The 19504-nt window shown below is 58.2% G+C and carries 11 protein-coding genes; 7 read left to right on the top strand and 4 right to left on the bottom strand.

Annotation, left to right across the window (positions count from 1 at the left end):
• The 4 genes from M7Q83_RS12565 to M7Q83_RS12550 form a co-directional block, all read left to right on the top strand.
• A partial coding sequence (locus M7Q83_RS12565) for a phage tail protein (RefSeq protein ID WP_298339415.1) occupies positions 1 to 483 on the top strand: 483 nt, incomplete at its 5' end.
• 132 nt (positions 484 to 615) lie between these two features.
• Positions 616 to 1275 carry a LysM peptidoglycan-binding domain-containing protein gene (locus tag M7Q83_RS12560; protein ID WP_298339412.1) on the top strand — a complete coding sequence of 220 codons (660 nt, stop codon included), beginning with the start codon at positions 616 to 618 and terminating at the stop codon, positions 1273 to 1275.
• A complete protein-coding gene (locus tag M7Q83_RS12555) occupies positions 1275 to 3035 on the top strand; it encodes a phage baseplate assembly protein V (RefSeq protein ID WP_298339410.1) in 1761 nt (586 codons plus the stop codon). The genes M7Q83_RS12560 and M7Q83_RS12555 overlap by 1 nt, the downstream gene beginning before the upstream one ends.
• A gap of 234 nt (positions 3036 to 3269) precedes the next feature.
• A complete protein-coding gene (locus M7Q83_RS12550; protein WP_298339407.1) occupies positions 3270 to 3719 on the top strand; it encodes a zinc ribbon domain-containing protein in 450 nt (149 codons plus the stop codon).
• Positions 3720 to 3816: 97 nt separating this feature from the next.
• On the opposite strand, the gene M7Q83_RS12545 is transcribed toward M7Q83_RS12550, so the two are convergent.
• Genes M7Q83_RS12545 through M7Q83_RS12530 form a run of 4 tightly spaced genes read right to left on the bottom strand, consistent with a single transcriptional unit; the run spans position 3817 to position 14714 of the window.
• Positions 3817 to 9309 (bottom strand): carboxypeptidase regulatory-like domain-containing protein, encoded by a 5493-nt coding sequence (locus M7Q83_RS12545; protein WP_298339404.1) that lies wholly within the window; start codon positions 9307 to 9309, stop codon positions 3817 to 3819.
• Between the two features lie 8 nt (positions 9310 to 9317).
• Positions 9318 to 11822, bottom strand: a complete 2505-nt coding sequence (locus tag M7Q83_RS12540) for a carboxypeptidase-like regulatory domain-containing protein (RefSeq protein WP_298339402.1) — start codon at positions 11820 to 11822, stop codon at positions 9318 to 9320.
• A gap of 1 nt (position 11823) precedes the next feature.
• Positions 11824 to 14052: a carboxypeptidase regulatory-like domain-containing protein gene (locus M7Q83_RS12535; RefSeq protein ID WP_298339398.1), complete on the bottom strand. Its 2229-nt coding sequence runs from the start codon at positions 14050 to 14052 to the stop codon at positions 11824 to 11826.
• On the bottom strand, positions 14049 to 14714 hold the full coding sequence (locus M7Q83_RS12530) for a Pvc16 family protein (RefSeq protein ID WP_298339395.1): 666 nt from the start codon (positions 14712 to 14714) through the stop codon (positions 14049 to 14051). Before M7Q83_RS12530 ends, M7Q83_RS12535 begins: the two co-directional genes overlap by 4 nt.
• Before the next feature lie 1214 nt (positions 14715 to 15928).
• On the opposite strand from M7Q83_RS12530, the gene M7Q83_RS12525 reads away from it, so the two are divergent.
• The 3 genes from M7Q83_RS12525 to M7Q83_RS12515 all read left to right on the top strand — a co-directional run bounded on the left by M7Q83_RS12525 (position 15929) and on the right by M7Q83_RS12515 (position 19338).
• Entirely contained in the window at positions 15929 to 16417 is a 489-nt protein-coding gene (locus tag M7Q83_RS12525) for a septum formation family protein (RefSeq protein WP_298339392.1), read from the top strand.
• Between the two features lie 267 nt (positions 16418 to 16684).
• Positions 16685 to 18781 (top strand): ATP-binding protein, encoded by a 2097-nt coding sequence (locus M7Q83_RS12520; protein ID WP_298339388.1) that lies wholly within the window; start codon positions 16685 to 16687, stop codon positions 18779 to 18781.
• A 176-nt stretch (positions 18782 to 18957) separates the two neighbouring features.
• Entirely contained in the window at positions 18958 to 19338 is a 381-nt protein-coding gene (locus M7Q83_RS12515; protein ID WP_298339385.1) for a DUF4280 domain-containing protein, read from the top strand.
• Positions 19339 to 19504: the final 166 nt, after the last annotated feature.

Genomic DNA, 19504 nt, shown 5'->3' with positions numbered 1-19504 from the left:
ATGGCACAGTTCAACCTATTAAAGAACGACCCGTTAACGACGACCAACTTCTACATCGAGATCGACAGTGCCTTTGTCACCAACGTCACCAGCATCGATGGCCTAAACGTCGAGATCGAGGTCGCTGACTTCAACGAACGAACCTCCAAGGGCCAACTCGTCCAGCACAAGGTGATGGCAAAGCCCAAGTGGAACGGAGAGCTCACCATGAAGCGCATCGCCCCGCTCAAGGCCGATGATGACGACATCTGGAAGTGGTTCAATGATCTACGCACCAAGGGCATGACCGTCACCAACCGCTCCAAACCCCGCCGTCACGGCTCGGTCGTCGTCTATGACTCAGCCCTCGTCGAGACCGCTCGCTGGAACTTCTACGACGCCTGGCCCTCCAAGATCGAGTTCGCCAGCCTCGAAGCCTCCGCCAATGAGGTCGCCGTCGAGACCATCACCCTCCAGTACGAGAAGCTCGAACGAAAGAAGTGAAGACCCAATACGAATTCCTACTCCCCCGTGGCTACATCGATGATGCGGGGGTGGTATTGGTGTATACAAGGAAGAGAAGATGACTTACCAGGCGTAAGTCATTGTAGATCTGTGTGAACGAGAGGTTGCGTCGTGGCAAGTCCATCTGACTCGAAGGCCTTTTTGGAGACTGAGGGGAAGGAGAGGATCCCGTGTCTGTTTAACCCGGCAGAGCTTTCCCTTGAGTTGCGCAATAGTTGGGCGAGTGATCCAATGCCGGGGGGAGTTACGCCTACGTTACGCTATACGGGGGCGGGAACAGGGATGTTGCGATTGACGCTGTTCTTTGACACCACCGATACCGGTTCAGCCGTGACGACCTACACCGCAAAGCTTGTTGGGCTTTTGGAGGTCGATTCAAAGCTGCCCGGCACCAAGGCGAGTTCCAACAACGCGAGACCGCAGTGGGTCGTCTTCCACTGGGGTGACTTCCACTCCTTTAAGGCGGTGGTTGCTTCGGTTGATTTAACCTTCGAGTATTTCTCCTCTTCGGGTACACCGCTTCGGGCTCGCGCAGGATTGGTGCTTGCTCAGTATCAGGAAGACATGGCCTTTGGCCCGCAAAACCCGACCTCAGGAACACCGCGACCTCACCGCGTCCATCGAGTGCAACCTGGCGAAACTCTGGACCGCATTGCAGCATTGCACCTTGGCGACGCAACGAGTTGGCGGGTGATCGCACAGGCCAACGGTGTCGAGGACCCCCTAGCGGTCAAGCCCGGCACACTGCTTGCTATCCCAGGGAGTGCCTAGTGGCGGTGGACTTAAGTCCTACAATCTCGCTCGATGGTTCAGAACTCTCTGCATCCTGGCAGGCTGCATTGATCGAAGTTCGTTGTGATCTGCAGTTGGCGCAGCCGGGGAGGATCGCGCTGCGCCTGCTTGACCCGGGTTATGCTCTGCTTGACGCAGGAAAGGTGGGCCTTGGAACCGCATTGACGGTGACCATTCCCGGTGCCTCGAGCCCCTTGGTCGAGGGGGAGGTCACTGAAGTGGGATGTGAACAACGTGAAGGAGAGCAGCCCGAGCTGATCGTCGTTGCCCATGATCTGAGTCATCGCTTGGCTCGAATGACCGCCGTTGGAACCTACCTCAACTCCACTGTCGAACAGGTGGTTTCACAGTTGGCGCAGATAGCAAACTTGACCCCTGACATCTCGGGTGCCTCCCAACAGGTCGATTATCTCCTTCAAGTCGACACCAACCTCGGCCTGATTGACGAACTCGCCAGTCGCACGGGATGTGATTGGTGGGTCAAGGGCAAGACGCTACACTTCGCGACGCCTGCCAAGGGCACAAGCGTCAAGCTATCACTCGGGAGTACGCTCCGTTCCTTTTCAGCACGCGCGACCGGCTACCACGCGGATAGCTTCGTGGTAGACGGTTGGAATCGCGACCAACAGCAGACGGTGACCGGTGAGTCTTCGGAGGCAACCAAGGCGGTGTTGGCTTCCTCGCAGTTGTCGGAGATTGCGACCAAAACGAGCGATGCCTTTGGAAAGGCGACGGTGGTAACCTCCTCGGTCGGCGCGCGCACCCAGTCGGAAGCCAAGATGCTGAGCCAGTCGCTCCTAGATCACCAACTGGCCTCCTCGGTCGAGGCTTGGGGGGTCGCTGACGCCAGTGTCGCGTTACAACTCACCGATGTTGTGGAAGTTGCCAACGCTGGACCACTCAGTGGTGACTATCCCGTGACCGCTCTCGAGTTTAGCTATCGCCCACATCGCGGTTCCTTGATGCGCTTTCGTTGTGGTGATCGCCGACGCGGAAGTGTGCTCGGTCAGGGCAAGGGTGGTGGTGATCGTCATCGATCGATTGTTTCCCATCCCGGTCTCATCGTGGGTCTCGTGACCAATATCAACGACCCCAACAACCAGGGAAGGGTGAAGGTACGTTTTCCTGGCTTGAGCTCAAATGATGAAAGTGACTGGGCTCGCCTTGCAGGTATCGGCGGTGGCGACAACCGTGGGTCGGTCTTTGTCCCTGAAGTCAACGATGAGGTGCTCGTCGGCTTTGAGGGTGGGGATACTCGGTTGCCCGTCGTGATTGGAGGGCTCTACGGGTCGCAGTCGGTGATCCCAACCCCGGATGTGAGTGATGGTAAGGTGCAGGCCAGACAGATCCAGTCGCGGTTAGGACACTATTTCAAGTTTCTCGATGGCACTACCTCTGCAACCCAGGCGATTGAGCTCGTGCTTGCTGGGGGTAATAACCTGATCCATCTCGGTAAGGATAAGCTCGCCGTCCAAGTACCGAGTGGGACGCCGATCGATATCGTGGCCGGGAGTTCGAATATCACCGTCGCAGGGAGCGGAGCGATCACCATCAAGGGGTCTTCCATCTCGATTGAGGCAGATGGCCAGCTAGAGCTGAAAGGAGCCACCGTAACGGTTGCCGCAACCGGATCGCTCTCGGTCCAGTCGGATGGAGCAGCGACACTCAAGGGATCCACGGTCGCGGTCCAGGGTTCCTCAAGTGTGTCAGTTGTCGGTAGTACGGTGTCGATCAATTGAGCAGTGGTTGAGGGAGTCGACAAGTGAAGTGTCATGGGGATGGGTATTGTTGGAGACACAAATGAACTTTGATCGAATAAACATTGATCAGAACGAGCGGCCTCAGATGCGGAAGTGGCCGGTAGGTCACCACGCGATTGTCGCTAGCAAGAGGATTCAGTGCTCGCGAGTCGTGCCGTTCAGGGAGACGAACATGACAGAGATTGGTATGCATCTGGTGTGGGGTGAGGGCCGATGATGGTGGTAGTGACCTGTCCGAGTTGTGGTACGGAGAGCTACTTCGAGGAGGTGAATCGCGACGCAGAGGCCTTCTGCCGTAACTGCGATTATCCCCTGTTTTGGACCCAAGCAGCACGATCCTCTGAAGAGTCGGACTTAAGCCAGTCCTTTGGATTGCGAAGACTGCCAGGCACGAGTGGGCGTCAGGCAATTGTGAATATTCGTTGCCCGCGTTGCCAGGAGCCCAACAAGCTTTCAAGGATGATCTGTATCCGCTGTGGGGCGGACCTGCGCCCGCCAACCCCGATCCCAGAACCTGAGCCAATTCCCGAACCGATCCCAGAACCTGAGCCAATTCCCGAACCGGAGCCAGAGCCCGAGCCCCGTCTGCTATGGCCGCTGGTGGTGGGGATCACCGGATCGGTCATACTGCTGGTCATCATCATCGTCTTACTTGCTCATTGATCTCGCTGGTCGCTGCTGAATCGATGGGCTAGCCTGGCGATGATGGCGCTTAGGAATTCAGCCTCGTTTTGCTGAGGCTAGAGCAGGCATCGCATAACTAGTTGGCGGTCAACGTGAAGTCGTCGCCGCTTTTCGCGGGATTCGTGTTCGTAGGTTCAAAGGTGTAGCTGGTAGTAGAGCCAGTCGTATTGGTGTAATTAGGCGCTGTTGCGGTGATGGTGTAGGTCACCCCATAGGCGAGGCCAGTGAGTTGATAATTGCTGCAGGTATCTGTGCTGGTAGTTGACGTTGCGGTGCAGGTGGTCTGCACGACTGTCGAGCCCGACGGCGGGGTGGCAGTGATGGTCACCGTGATGGCGGAGGTCGGACTCGGGGAGATCGTGACGGAACCACTCGCCACACCTTGATCGACAGTGACGGTCGCGGCCACCGGGCTGGTCTCAGCGGGGCAGATGGTCACGGTTGGGAGCGGGGAGGGTTGTGGGGGGATATCGGGACCGCTGACGCTGATCGTATAGACATCGGGAGGAACGCTGGCAAAGTCGGCGCTGTAGGTGGTTGTGGTTCCTGCGGTCGTTGCGACAGCCGTTGTAGTCTGGGTGGCGCTGGGAGGCTGGGCCAGGAGCGGGTCACCACTACTACAGCTAGCAGGTGTCGTCGCCGTTGCGGATGCTGCAAGGGTGACAGTGGCACCAGCCAAATCTGAGCTGCTTGCCGCTGTTGATGAGGTAAGAGTGATATCGAGCGACGATGCTGGGGCGTAGACGGTGAAGTTGTCCACCGTTGGATTCGGGTAGTTGGTGGCAAATGACACTGGCGTCTGTTCGAGGTAACCAGAGCTCGACGCGACGGTGATCTCATAACTCCCCGCTGGCACGGGGGTTGCGAACGAATAAGTGCCGGTAGAGGTAGTCGTAGCCTTTTCTGACGTAAAATTGCTGCCCGAAGAGGTCGAGGAAAGTGTCAAAGCGAGACCGCCGATCGGCGTTGAAGAGGGGCTCGTTGCGTTGGCTGAGACGTAGACCGTGCCAGAAACCGGTGTGTCGACCTCCTGGATACTTGTCGAGACCTCACCTTGCTGGCTGCCAGGCTCGTAGCTGTAGGGACCGAGTGTGGCGTTGGTATAGCCAGAGGCGGTTATCTCAAACGTCCACTGCGTCGGTGCCAACTGAAAAGTGAAGGTAACCGTGCAACTGGTGCCAGACCCTGAGCTAGTACAGGAGCCAGACCCTGACTGAGCTTCAGCCGTTACCCCAGTCGTGGTTGTGGTGGGCGTCACGGTTATGGAGGTTGTGGCTGATCCACTGTAGGTGACTTGCACCTCTTGGGTGATCGGGTTGGCGGTCACGGTGATGAGGGTCGATGTTCCGTTTGGGGTGACGGTCTGGGTTAAGGCCGGTTGCGCATAGGCGGTACCTGAGATGCCAACGATGTAAGAGGAGCTGCTAGACAGGGAGTTGGTGATACCGGTGGAGGAATAGGTCGCGACTGAGGGGATGAGGAAGTTGCCGTTGGCGTCAGTCACACCGGTGGCAACGCTGCTCGAATCCGAACACCCAGATGACCCCGATGGGCAGAGATAAATCGATGTGTTAGCCACCGGAGCTGTCGGCCCACCCGAGTAGGACTCTCCAAGTAGCGTGCCAACGGCATAGGTCAGTGTTGGCTTGCGAACAACAGCGTAAGAGGTCGAGGTCGCCGATACTGGGTTCGGCGTGATGTAGGTCAGTACCTGGTTGAGTGAGAGCTCGTAGATGTAGGACCCTGAGGTGCAATCTGAGGTTACAACTGACTGAGCGCTGGAACTTGTGAGCCCTGCGAACTCTACTGATCCCTTCACGGCCGACCCTGGCACGAAGTCGACTGAGGTGCCGAGTGGGGTGAGTGATCCTGAACTCTGGCAGGCCAAAGCAGCAGCGAGGGATCCTCCGTTCGGTGGGTTCGTCGGGGTGATCGTTAGGGTCGTATTCGCAAGGTCAATAGATTGTGAGCACGGGGTTGTGCTTGTGCTGCAAAGACCAACCGTCACGGTCTCAGGGACGAGTGCGATGCCTGGTCCACTCCCGTGCACCTCGTAGATCCCTGGTTCGGCATAGCCGCTCGAATAGCCGGTAGCGGGATCTGACCACGAGTAGCCATTTGCGGTTGCGTTGACCGCTATCGTTGTGGTGGCGTTCAGGGTGTCTTCGTTTGTTGGAGCGATGGAGTTCGGCTGAATGTCCACAGAACTGAGGCCATTTGGCGCGGCAAGACTGACTTGGATGGGGTCGGGGGTGAGCAACTCGGTGAGCGAGCCCTGGCCGCTTCCACCGGAGGTAGGAAGGGTAACTGCTTGGGAGAAAGGTTCGAAACCGGCGGCGCTGATATTGAGTCTCGCCGAACTCGAGATGAGCTGGTCTAAGGTGCTCGCAGGGAAGGTCCACGTACCCCCAGTGGTGGAGGCGCTGGCTTGGATAGTGGTTTGTTCCACCTGTCCGGCGAGCGAAGATGCGCTATAGCCGTCGATCCCGGTGAGTGTCACGGTGACTCCCGATGCGGCAACGGTGGTCGGACACCCGGTGGGGTTTGATGTCCCACCGATGACGCAGTCGATGACGGAGCTACCCACAGCTGAGTCGACGAAGGGGAAAGCGAGACTGGAGAGTTCAAAGGTCGCAAACTGAGGGTTGAGAAAGATGTCGCTGCTTTCACCATTGGGTTCTGCGGTAAAAGAGGTCGATTGGGTTGCGATCGCGGTACCCGCTGCGTCGGCACAGCTGGTTGGAGCGTTCAGATACTGGTCAATCGTCACCGTATACGTGGTCCCTAGCGAGAGATCCACAAACGTGGCTACTCCCGTGCTCGATGTCAGTTGCACCGACGACGGGATAGTACTCGAGCCCTTTGGGGTGATCGTCACGCAGGCACCAACGACAGGTTGTGGTGTCGTCGTGGCACCGGATGTGCTGGCTAAAGACTCAACGGTAATGGTGTAGGTCGGGGTGGTGCTCAACAGGAACTGCTGGGTCAGATTCTGACCGTTGGTGATGTTGACAGCAATCTGGATGGGTTCAAAACAGTGCGCGCTTGCCTTGAGCACGTAGTTGCCAGGGGCAACGCCAGTAAAGCTATAGTCGTCGGCGGAGGATACGCTTGTTGAGGAGATCACCTTCCCATTCTGGGTGAGGTCCACTTGAGCGCTGGTCACCGTGCACCCTGCAATCGGAGCCTGGTTAATGGGTTCATTGTCAGTGACGTCGAGGAGCTGTCCGAAGATGGAGGATAACTCGGCCAAGACGATGGTGGGGGCCACAACGGTGCCACCAGAGGGTACGTTCACCTGTTGGGAGGTTGTGGTATAGCCATTCGAGCTTTGGGTCGTCACTTTCGTTCCGACGGCGGTGATTGTTGCGACACCCGGTGGAACGTTGTTGATGGAGTAGGCGCCGTTGGCATTGGTGGTGGTTGTCTGAGTGCCATTGAGTTCGATCGGTACGCCCGCAAGAGATCCTCCGACGGCTGCGGTGACTGATCCAGTGATCGTCGCGGTGTCGATACCGTTGGCAGGCGCGGAGCTCATAGTGAGGTTGGCGTTGGTGGTGGCTCCAGGGGTGAGTGTGACATCCTTGGAGGTCGTCTCAAAGCCGAAGCCCTCAGCGGTGAGTGTATAGGTGCCAGGAAGTACTTGGGGGAATTGGTACGAGACGGTGGAGGACCCGGCGGTGCGCGAGGTGGAGAGCGTCTTGTAGACCTCGGATCCGTTACTGAGGACAAGACCAATGGTGGTCGTGGCGGTACTTGGAGAGTTATCAGGGAGTGTGATAGTTCCCGCCAGGTTCCCACCGGATTGAGAGAGGACAGTGGAGACAGTGGTGTTCCCGGAGAGAGCCACTCGTTCGGTCTGGGTCTGATACCCTTGATCGCCAAAGGTCATGGTCCAGTTGGCGGGTATCGGAAGATTGGGGAGGATGTAGCCTCCTACCTCGCCGGTCGTAAAGGTGGTCGCTGTGTAGACGGTCGATCCGTTGGAGGCGGTGACGGTGGCCCCGCCGAGTGGACCATCGGTGGTGGCGGAGCTGATGACGCCGGTGATAGAACCGACATTCGCGACAAGGTGCTGGGTGATGTTCGATTGAGAAGCTGAGGGCCCCAGCGTGACGGTGGTCACTTGGGTACCATAATTCGGTGCGCTCGCGGTGATCAGATAGGATCCAGGGGTCGAAATTTGCGTGATCGACCAGGTGCCGGTCGCGTTGCCCACAGAGGAGGTGTGGGTGGTGAAGGTTAAAAGCCCGTTCGTAACCGTCACCTTGGCATTGCCAAGCGGGCCATTGGCTCCGGTGACCGTGCCGCCGAGGGACCCGGTTCCTGGAACTAATTGGACATTCAGCGTTACCTGACGACTCGAACTCGTGGGAGAGAACAGGATCTTGTGGGTGGTAAATCCTGGCTTGGAGAAGGTGATCAGGTAGCTAACCCCCGAGCGCAGACCCGCCAGCACGAAGGCTCCATCCGGAGCAGTGGTCGTTGAGACTTGGGACCCAAGCTGGGTGTTGGCCGTAATGGTGTTGGAGGAGTTGCCATAGACGACTCCTTGACTGGAGGGTTGTCCAGAGAGGTTGGCTGCGGTCGCTGGGGCCGTGTTTGAGACAGGAGTCGCGGTAACAGTCACTCCTCCAGGCGAGAGTCCACTCACAGTGCCGGTCAGGGTGACCCCTGAGGATGTAGCCGCCGATGGGGTTGTTGAAGTGGACGAGGGGTGCGACGACGGCGAGGTGCTCGACGACGGCGAGGTGCTCGACGTGGGAGTGACCTTTGCCTTCGTGGGTTGGGCGGTGGGGTTGGATACCGATTGAGCGGCAATCGCCTTTTTGTGGAGACTGTTGTCAAATGCGGTGATGCCGATCGAGGCGAGGGCTCCCCAGACGAGAAGCACCGCTAAGAGGACGGCGACTTTCGCCGTTTTCGTGCCGAGTTCAGCGCGAGCCACGAAGGCACCGGTGACCTCGGCTGGCTGGGAAGGGCCTTGTGCGCTGATCGAGAAGGGGAAACGCCTCGACGCCCCACTGAGTTTCGCCCTCGTCGCGATGCTGCCATTGATGGTGGTCTCTTGCCCTGGGAGCACGAGAGGGGTGGGATCGTCGAGATGAATTCTGGCTGACTGGTCGGTCACCTTTGCGACCAGGCGGTAGCGCTCAGCCTTCTGTCCTCGATTACGGATGATGACGCGGAAATGACCGCGGTGTCGGCCATCGATCTCGTCGGGATCAAGCCGTATCGCCACTGAGCGGGCATCACCGATCTCGAGCGTAAAGGTAGTCCGCTGCTGCGCCGAGGGGTTGTTGATCTCAGTGGCGACGAAGGTGAGCGGCAGCGAGGCTGGAGGATAGCCGCGAGGTAGGGTCAAGACGCATGCTGCCTCGATTGTTGCCAATGGTGCGAGCTCATAGACGGTTTGGGGAAGCTGGTACCAAGCCGCCTCAAGGCCGAGGAGGGTACAGCTGAGGTTCAGCGAACGATCGGAGAGGTTGCGGATGCGGATCACGCTCGATATCGGCTCCCCAGGGGTGAGCGCGACATCGGGAATCACGACTTCAAATGATGGTGTCATAGCGTTGTTCATCCGTTCACCTGAATGGAGATCTGACAACTCGAGGTGGTGGTGGATCCGTTGGTTGCACAGACCGTCACCCCCTCTTGCGTTGTGACATTGTATGAGGTACTCGGGGCGCTACCCGGCGGGTAGGCCACGGTAATGAGATAGGACTGAGGTGCCTCAAGATTCGACAGCGTGAAGTCGCCACTGGTATTGGTTGTCGTGGTGGCCAGTGGGGTCGCTCCAGGGGCATAATCGGACGAGAGGTAAAGATCGATCTGGGCACCGGCAACCGCTTGGCCCGATGTTGCCTCGACGACCTGTGCGGTGATGGCCGCTGCAGGCGAAAGCTGTTGGTTTTTGGTGAGGTCCTCTCCGGCGGTTAAGGTAACGATCGACGAGATGGGTAGGCCACCGACTCGAGTGTAGTTGAGAGTGTAGGTGCCGGGCTGGATGCCCACGATGCTGTACGCACCGGCGGTCGGTGAAGTCGCGGTTTGGACGGAGTATGTTGCCGAACCGGAGACGAGTTCAACCGTCGCGTTGCCGATGCCGCTGCCATTTGATTCGCTAACGACTCCCGTGAGTGTCGCGGTGTTTGCCACCATGGTGGCATTGGTATTGATCGCGTTAGGGATAGTGGCGTTGAGCTGGACCACCACGGTCTGACTTAGCAGATCGGAACGCGAAAAAGTTACGGTGTAGGTGCCCGGTACTGCCAGATTCCCAAGGGTGTAGGAGCCGATCGTTCCGGTGCTGGCAGTGACGGTCGTGAGTGTATGGGACCCGAACGTCGCAGTGACGGTGACACCTCCAGGGGCAGTCCCACTTGGCGTTGTCACCACGCCGCTGATGGAGCCGATTCCTGGGGCCAGGTTGACGACGATACCAGTGACATGTTGATTTGGCGCAAGGGTAATGGCCAATGTTTGGGCTGCGTATCCGTTTGCGCTAATGTTCAGGCTTACATTCGACGGTGTCGCGAGTCCGTTGACGGTGAACGAGCCGACATGGGGTGCGTTGGTTAGCGATACAGTGGAGATGGTCGTAGTGCCGACGGTGGCCGTGATGGTGGCGCCCCCAATGGGTCCTTGGGCACCCTCGACGAGCCCAGAGATCACCCCGTTACCTGGCGTGAGGACAAGGTCAATCCCTGACTGGCTCACCCCCGAACTCAGGGTAACCGTCTGGACCACAGGTGCATCCCCCTGTTTGGTGAGGACGAGTTGGTAGGTCTCTGGCGAAGGAATGTTCGAGAATGAGAAGGTGCCGTTTGTTCCAAGTGTGGTTGAGGCGACGACAACTCCATTGGGAGTCGCTGATGCGGGTGCCGTTGAACTTGCCGAGACCGACGTCAGCGGATTGCTCGTTGGAAGCTGCAAGGCAAGGGTTGCTCCGGTGGCAGGAAGTCCTGTTACCTTGCCGGAAATTGAGACGGGCAATGCACCGATCGAGATATTGACACCCGTGAGCCGCTGCCCATCACGCAGTTGCACCGGTTTGGCATGGTTGCTCGCAGATACTCCTGGGTACCAGAGTTCACTGAAGCCCGCACCTGTGTAGGACAGATCATAGGAACCAGCCGCGAGGTTCAAGAAACGGTAGGTTCCTTGGGTGGTTGTGGCGACTGAGGCTGCGGGAGCGGTGAGGTTTGAGGGCTGATAGAGATCGACGGTGACGCCACTGACGGGGGCGTGCGACGTCGCCAGATCGACGGTCCCGGCGATCGAACCAGTTCCGGTCACCGCTTTCGTCTGCGCAGCCTGTGCCACTTGGAGGGCGAGGGTGCTGTTGGCGTTAGATCGATCGACGACTTGGGAGAGCGAACCAGCGATGACGGCTGCAAAGATGGTACCGGCGACGACGAGTCCAAGGAGAGCGAGGACGCCACGGCTAAGGCGTGGGTTCTGGACCCAGGATCCTTGGGCAATGACCCCTTCGCCTAAGGAGGTGGTCGCGATTCGGAAGCTCCGCAGCTTTGGGCTACCAAGCCATGGACGCTTAGCTCGGAGTATCGCCGAGACGAGGAGTTTCTCACCCGGTTGCAGACTGAGATCCCCGGGCTCAAAGCTAAAGGCGATCTGTTGGGGTTCATCGCTTCCGGTGAGTGATGTGGACACCTCCCCGGTTCCCCGGTTGTCCACGAGGACACCGATTCGTGCCTCCTTGCCGGCGGTCGTGGTTGGTGGATCCAGAGAGAGACGCATCTGGGTGCGCTCAGGGATGACGATGTCACAGCGCACCTGATCGGTCTCTGTCGGCGGGGTCAGCGACTCGACCTCAATAACAAACTGACGGGTCCCTGATGGAAGCGTTGCGGGGAGATTGATGTGGATGGTAGTTGATGTGCTGGTATCAGGGAACAATGAGATCGTAGGGTCATCGATCTGGACCCAGGCCTGGTCAAGGCCGAGTATACGAACTTGATGGCCGCTGATGACGCTACTGGTGTTGGTCACCTCAAGGGTGAAGGTCGCCTCTTGGCCGGGTTCGACGTTCTGACGCGAGGGGTTGACCGAGAGGCGCATGCTAGCTCGCTTGTCCCGAGGAGGTGAGTACGAGGTTGGGTGCGGTAACGGTCTTGCCGGCCACCGCCTGTACCTCGACGGTATTGGATTGGTACCCGTTGAGCGTTGCGGTGATGGCATAGGTCCCTGGTGCAACCTCTGGCAGCTCGTAGCTCCCGGCAGGGGTTGATGCAGTTACGGTGGTGATTGTCGTCGATCCGTTCGAGAGGGTGATGCTCGCCCCGGCTAAACCCTGATCGCTTGCGGTCTCAACAAGTCCTTCGACGGTGCCTGTGGCGGGCGCCAAGGTGGCGTTGATGCCTGAAGCAGTGGCGTTGGTGCTAAGGGTAACGTCGACGGTCTGTGATTGATAGCCGGGTGCCGAAAAGGTGATGGCATAGGTCCCTGGTGTCGGCAGGTTCGCCAGCAGATAGGAGCCCGCCTCCGCTCCGGTGGTCGCCGTGGTGGTGGTGACGGCACTCGATTCAGTGTTGGCCGTGACCGTGACGCCGCCGAGAGGACCTCCTGAACTCGAGGTAACGGTCCCGGAGACATCACCGGCACCTCCCGTGAGCGCTACGTTGATGTTCGAGAGGCTCTGACCAGGTCCGAGCTGCTCAGCGACGCTCGTTGACCCGTATCCGGGTGCCGAAAAGGTGATGGCATAGGTCCCTGGTGTCGGCAGGTTCGCCAGCAGATAGGTCCCGACCGGTCCACTGGTTGGGGTTGCGGTGGTAACTTTTGTCCCAGATCCCGTTGCGGTGACCGTGACCCCGCCCAAGGGCTGACCAGCAGCGGTGACCGTGCCGGTGATCGTGCCAGGGCTCGCGGTTAAGACGACCGTGTTAGCGACGAAGTGTTGACCTCCCGTCAGGGTATCCACGGCTTGACCCACTCCGAAGCCAGCGGAGCTAAAGCTCAAGTCATAGGTCCCTGGTGTCGGCAGGTTCGCCAGCGAGTAGTCACCTTGTGCGTTGACGGTGGTGGTTGCAAGCGGTTTGGCTCCGCTTGGGGTATTCGAGCCCGTCTCCGGCAAGACAGTGACAGTGATGGGAGGCGAAGGATCCTCCCCGGAGTTGACCGTTCCACTGATGGCGCCCGGGAGTCCATGGGCTACCAGGCGCAGGTTCCCGATAGTCGACAAGGACTGAACGTGGATCAGCTTCGCAGTGGCAATCGAAGTGGTGTTGGGATACCAGGTGGTCTGGTACCCGGGGGCGGAGACGTCAAGCGCATAGGTCCCGGGTGCGAGGCCAGGGATTGACCATACACCGGCGGAGGTCGTCGCCGCTGAGGCGACGAGAGAGACATGGGAACCATTGATGTTGAAGGCCTGGACGGTCACTCTTCCCACGCCGTTGCCGGTGCTAGCGGCATCCACCGAACCGGTGAGCGTTCCGCCGATGCCAATGGCGATACCGCTCTTTGGGACCGCTCCTGCGGGTGCGGTTCCGCTGGAGTGAGAGGTTGCGTAGAAGGATGCTGGAACAACCTTCGACAGAGGTGAGGCGCCGAGCGCATGAGTGAGTGCAACGACAACGATGATGGCCCAGGCTGCGACGATCGCGCCGAGAACGAGCAGCGTGCGCGCACCTCGTGGGATGAGCGGACGGCGAGTGAAGGTCACCTGTTGGTTTGCTTGGGTCTCTGGCGCAGTTGCGATGAGATCGATCGGGTAGGCGATCTCGTTGCCAAGAAGCTTGCGTTTTGTGCGCACCCCGACGGAAACGAGAGCGTGCTCGCCTGGGCGCAGACGCATCGTCGGTGGTGCGTAGGTGAATCGCAACGCATGAGTAGATTCTTGAGCACCAAAGTCGATGTCAAGTGGAGTGTTGCCATCGTTGGTGCAGTCGAGCTTGAAGACCCCACGAGCGTGTTTGACGAGTTTGGTAGGCGAACTGGTCAGCGCGATGCCTGCCACGGGTGCGACGGTGAAGCGAAAGGGCAACGCTTCGGGTGCATCTGGGTCGCTCGTGGCAACGACCACTACGTTGATGTCGAGATCACCTGCGTCGAGCCCAAGCTGAGGATCGAGATGGATGACCACTTGTCCGCTGTCGTCGGGAAAGAGCGCCAGCAGCTCAGGCTCGACGTTCCAATGGATCTCCGGTGGTCCCTCCACGTTGACGCGAATGGCATCGATGACGGCACTCGCGTTCGTCACCGCAAGAACAATCGATGCGGGTTCCCCAGGTATTAGAGCCTGAGTCGACTCGACCACCTGACAGCGAAGTCGCGACTCTGTCGTCATGAGGGAGTCTCCTTGCTGTTCTCCGATCTTCCCTCCATGACAATGGCGGAACCGTCGCGTCTTTTCCGCAGTGGCTGCTCACCGGCACGGCCCGCTCGCGCTGGAGTCGGTGAAGCGATGGAAGAGGCCGATAAAGCGACAGACTCGATAGGAGCACCCCGTTGTATCCACTCGCCAATCTCTGCAGGAACTGCGACGGTAATCGAGAGGCCTAACCGGATCTTATTCGCTTCAAGCAAGGACGCGGGGAACTCCTCTCCCTCGTCAGCTAGTTCAAGGCCGATACGAAGACCCTTGAGCGGTTCTGGGAGAGTTTCCTGTGGGAGCTTGTCGTGTGCAAGTACCGAGGTTAAGATCTCCCCGAGCAACGCATGCTCATCTCGAGACTCTCCGGCGCTCACCGTGATGAAATAGCGAAACTTCAGGAACGGGGAGGGTGGTCTTCGCGCGGGCCGAGAGCCAACGAGGTGATCTTCGAATCCTCCGCGACTCAGGCTGTGGTGCGGAACGATTTGCCAGAGGTAAATCGCAAAGGTGGGGCGCGCCATCGAGGAGTCGGTGATTGCGCTGGGTGCGGCGAATACCACATCAGCGACATGGTTTGGAACGCCCACGACCTGCCTCACGAACGACTCAACGGCCGTATCGATGTGATGAATCATGATCTGGCTCCCTGAAGGTTCGATGGCACTGCAGCACCACTCCAGCACCTACCTGTTGCAAAATGGGCGGTCGCTGGCGGTAAGTAGCAGGAAGAGCGAGCAGTGAACTCTCCATCATCCTGGCTATCGCTTGAACCTATCCAGGGGTGGATGATGGTCACTAATGTTCGACAAGTAGGAAGGCGCGACGCTCCGGCCACGCCATAGCCGCGAAGGGTATCATGGCCCCACAACCTCCAAGCCTCTATGCCAAATGACCGCTCACCTGTGATGTGATGCCGGGCTAAGCTCCTCCCCGCGTGGGAGAACCAGCGATCTGTGTTGGTCGACCTCGGTTCAACGATGCCAAAGGCGCTGGTGAGGCGAGATTCGAACGTCAGGAGTCCTGTGTTGACGGCAATTCCAGCGAGGCTGCCCTTCGTCTCCGCCGCTCGGGTAGCCGAGTTTTTGACTTGATCAACGTCGCAGACCCCACATGCGTTGTCGTGGTATTGGTGCCAGAAGTTAGGAGATGGACCAACGCTGTCGTCGTCGGGTCGCTGGTCCTTTGTCTCGCACCCCCTCCCCCAGTGATGCTGTTCTTTCTTAGTCCGAAGACCATGAACGAGCTGCTGGACATCGACTCTTCGTCGTGTCGTGTCGCTGTCGTTGCGTTGTTTAAGTGAGCACCTCGATAAGGATGGTTCGTTGCTGACTGTGGGACAACACGTGAGTCGGATTTGCTGCCTTGCTGAGACTCGGGTATGCGAGAGCTTTCTCGAAGGCGTCAAAGGCAGAGACGCGACGCCCCCAGGAGTTGCTCCGCTGGGGATGCAGAAGGTGTCAGCCGTGGTAGATTCCAACGCGTCGGTCAGTCTCGCATTGACGTTCACCGCCATCCTTATCCCTCCCCCGAGCTGGCACACGACTCCACGATGATGGCGGCTCACTCACTAACCCCTCTTGAAAAGCAGCACGAGCCACTGGGAGTGATGCTGCACACAGGCACACAATCTTCAGCACTATCCGAAGCGATATTTTAGCACGATTGATCATGTCAGGCAGGGTTTGAGATGGCCCATTCTCTGGATTTTGCCCGCGATTTTTTAGGAACGTGGGTGTGGTGTTCTATGCGACGAATCATCGGTAGATGGGAGCGCACTCGTCCTCGAGGACGTGTTGGCATTTGGGCTAGAGGCGAGTTGCGGTATCGAGCTAGAATCGGGGCCGTGGGGATGACAAAGAGAGAGCAGACGAGTGCTCTGCGCGTAGGGATTCGTCCCATCAAGGTGTTGCTGGTTGTGCTGTTGGCCAGCGTAGCCTCTGCATGCGGACTCATCTCGTCGAGTAGCACAAAAACAGTCTCGGTCTTCAAACTCACAGTAGGTCAGTGCCTCGTGCCGCCCAAAAAAATTCAAGCGGACTTGACCTCAATCACGGTTATCCCCTGTAGCGAACCTCACACTCAACAGGTTTTTGGGCTCGCCAAGGTTCCGGGTGGGCCATCGGCGAGCTATCCACAGTCGCTTGATGCTGAGGCCAATGGAGAGTGTCTCGACCGCTTTGCGGGCTTTGTAGGTGTGCCCTATGAGCGTTCGAAGTTGTTCTTCACCTATCTTTTGCCCTCAGTCGGAAGCTGGGCGGCGGGCGATCGAACGGTGGTTTGTGTACTTGAATCGGTTACCGGTCCATTGCACCGGTCGGCACGGGACTCCAAACTCTAGTGCAAGACAGTCCACGCTTGGCGAAGATAGCGTGCCCAGCAAACTCTACCGCTGGCGTTGGATTTGTGTTTGCGCGATTGTGGGCTGCGTCCAGCTTGTTTTGCCTGCACAGAGAGATGCTGCCTTTGTCCCATCCCCTGCCAACGTGTCGACGCATTCGTACCTTCGGCTTCATCACAAGGGTGTTGGCGGCGAGGCTAGCAGTTGAGGGGGCTGCCTTGGCATCAGCGCGCCATTGTCCGATCAGTTGCAATGAGATAGTTCTTCATGTCCCCAAGTGCTGATCTTGTTGCCCAGCTTGCGCTCATTAAGCGCCGGATTCGTGTCCTCCTTGACGCTCGCCGCGATAGTGGCATCGATCTTACCGACGTTCTTCGTGGGCTCTACCTCTCTGATGAGGATGTCGATCGGGCGCTCCAGGATGTGAGTTCAGGCAAACTCGAGCGGATTGAGCCCGAGTTGGCCGCGATTCTACCTGGTGGTGAGAGGCTGGACGTTCTTGCAAGGACTCGATATCGAGGTCTGAGCCCTCTCGATTCGCTCATGAAGCGCTTTGGATTGGACATGATCGACGTTTTCCTGCTTGTTGTAGCAGCAGCTCCTGACCTTGATCGTAGGTTTGAGCGCCTCTATGCATTCTTGAATGATGACGTCACTTGCCGTCGAGTGAGTGTTGGTGTCGCGCTTGAGCTCTGCGGTAGTTCGGACAGCGATGGGGAGTTACGACAACATTTGCGGCCCGGAAGCGTGCTTTTGGCCTCTGGACTTCTTCAGCTTGGCTCCCAAGAGGACCCTTTCCTTCATCGCGAAGTAAGGGTCAACGACGAGGTGGTGGACTTCCTTCTTGGAGGCGTCGCACTGGATCTTCGACCGGAACTCGAGGTGGCACAAGATTTAAGGGCCTTGTCCCCTGCGGTACTCGATGAGGAAGTGACTGCGCTGACCGACCTCATGTGCAGGGGTTCTGGTCTGGTGTACCTCCTGAGCCCGCCTGGATCCACTGCTCGAGTGTTGGGGGTAGCCGCATTTGATCGAGTTGGAGTCGGTACTCTCGTGGTTGATGCTGGCACCATCAAGGCCACTGAAGACCTTGACGAACAGATGGATCAGCTTCTCTTGGGCGCGCGTTTGATGGGGGCTGGGCTTCTCGTTGGACCGATTGAGAGTCTGTTCGCTGATGGATCTCGATCGTTGCGTCGACTGGTCGATGCGGATCATCCAGTCATTGTGTACGGACAGGCGCCATGGGATGCGCATTGGTCAAGGCGTTTGCCTCACATCTGTGAAGTGTCACCACTTGGCCGGTCAGGACGCGAACGCCTCCTTGGTTCTTTCATCACTCGTCCTTTGGAGGCCGGTTTGCTGGCGGCGTTTGTCGATGCACTGGATCCCTTTAACTTGGGGCCAGAGCAGCTGTTCGATGCATGGCGTTTCGCCAGTGGCATTGCAAGGGCAAAGGATCGCTTCGTGCAGCCAGACGATGTGGTCGTAGGCGCGCGACTCCAAGGCGGCACTGGGTTGGCACGTCTTGCCCAACGCATACATCCCGTCGCTACTTGGGATGATCTGATTGTGAGTCGACCGATTGAGGATCGACTCCATATGATCGCGCGACGAGTTCGTCACCGGGGCCTTCTCGCGCAAAAGTGGGGGATTCGGCCGAGTTCTGGTAGGGGCACTGGGGTGGTGGTGCTCTTCTTCGGTGAGTCAGGTACTGGCAAGACCTTGTCGGCCGAGGTGATCGCCAACGAGCTCGGCCTGGACCTGTTCACCATCAATCTTGCGACCGTCGTCGACAAGTATGTTGGTGAGACGGAAAAGAACCTTGAGGCCATTTTCCACGAAGCGATCGGGATGAACGGCGTCCTCTTCTTCGATGAAGCCGACGCACTCTTTGGGAAACGATCCGAGGGAGGGGATGCGCATGATCGATATGCAAATATCGAGGTTGCTTACCTCCTACAGCGCATCGAGACCTTCGATGGCCTTGCCATTCTGGCAACGAACTTACGTGCGAACATGGATCCCGCATTCATTCGTCGCATCGATGTCGTGGTTGATTTTTCGGTCCCAAGCCCCAGGGAACGAAGGCTGATATGGGAGCACTATCTTCCTCCAGCGGTCCCTAGAGCATCGGATGTCGATCTCGGCTTCATGGCGCATTCGTTCCGGTTAGCCGGAGGTGCGATTCGCAACATCTGCATCGGCGCATGCTTTGAGGCGAGCGAGTGTGATACTGAGGTCTCTATGGCAGAAATTATCCGAGCGACACAACGAGAGCTTGAAAAGCTGGGTCGACTCTGTGTCGCAGCGGACTTTGGCCCCTACTTCGACCTGATTGACAGCCCGCATGTCGAGGAGTAACCGATTTTGGTGTTCGATCGAAGCTGTTAAGTTGCGCATTCATCGGACAGCAAGCTAGTTGTGTTACTGTGGGCAGTGACCCTTATGGAGTGATTCGTTGGCATTGCGAATGGCGAGGTGCTCGTTGGTTTTGCACCCCAAGCGAAGTCGCAGCGATTGATAGGAGAGAATAGGCGATGGGAAATCCAGCAGTGGTGAGCGAAGCTCTTTGCATGTGTAGCTTTGGTCTAGCGCCAGCGGTACTCCAGGTCCCCCCGGCGACGAAGGTAGTCATCCAGGGCAGACCAGCTGCCACGATAGCCAATATGACACCAGCGAATATTCCCACCTTTGACATGTGTAATACCTTGTCGAATCCTGAAGTCGCTGCGGCAACAGCGGCAAAACTTGGAGTTCTTACGCCGATGCCGTGTGTTCCTGTCCTCGCTCCCTGGCTACCAATGACCACTACCACGATCGGTGGAGAACCGGCGCTCGTCGCTGGATCGACCTGTCTCTGTGCCTACGGAGGAGTTGTTGAGATCACTCTTCCTGGCACGACTGGAGTCCTGATCTAAGTCACTTGACACCTCCCCATTCCTCGGCTACACTCATGTAGCGGCCGGGGGTTTGTGCATGGGTCTCGCATGGGGGGTCTCGCTTTCCGCTCAGTGCATTGGGCTCTTGACGAAGTTCTCGCCGAACGAAGAGTGGGTAATGCTTCCGTACCTGGAGACGGTCACT

This window comes from Ferrimicrobium sp., assembly GCF_027364955.1.
Taxonomy (GTDB): Bacteria; Actinomycetota; Acidimicrobiia; order Acidimicrobiales; family Acidimicrobiaceae; genus Ferrimicrobium.
The sequence above is the reverse complement of the archived record's forward strand: the minus strand, read 5'-3'. Positions and strand labels throughout refer to the sequence as shown.

What these genes read in the sequence shown, in the direction of transcription:
- M7Q83_RS12535 (WP_298339398.1), bottom strand. Translation starts at nt 14,052, where the DNA reads ATGACGACAGAGTCGCGACTTCGCTGTCAGGTGGTCGAGTCGACTCAG.
- M7Q83_RS12515 (WP_298339385.1), top strand. Translation starts at nt 18,958, where the DNA reads ATGGGAAATCCAGCAGTGGTGAGCGAAGCTCTTTGCATGTGTAGCTTT.
- M7Q83_RS12530 (WP_298339395.1), bottom strand. Translation starts at nt 14,714, where the DNA reads ATGATTCATCACATCGATACGGCCGTTGAGTCGTTCGTGAGGCAGGTC.
- M7Q83_RS12520 (WP_298339388.1), top strand. Translation starts at nt 16,685, where the DNA reads ATGTCCCCAAGTGCTGATCTTGTTGCCCAGCTTGCGCTCATTAAGCGC.
- M7Q83_RS12540 (WP_298339402.1), bottom strand. Translation starts at nt 11,822, where the DNA reads ATGCGCCTCTCGGTCAACCCCTCGCGTCAGAACGTCGAACCCGGCCAA.
- M7Q83_RS12525 (WP_298339392.1), top strand. Translation starts at nt 15,929, where the DNA reads ATGACAAAGAGAGAGCAGACGAGTGCTCTGCGCGTAGGGATTCGTCCC.
- M7Q83_RS12545 (WP_298339404.1), bottom strand. Translation starts at nt 9,309, where the DNA reads ATGACACCATCATTTGAAGTCGTGATTCCCGATGTCGCGCTCACCCCT.
- M7Q83_RS12550 (WP_298339407.1), top strand. Translation starts at nt 3,270, where the DNA reads ATGATGGTGGTAGTGACCTGTCCGAGTTGTGGTACGGAGAGCTACTTC.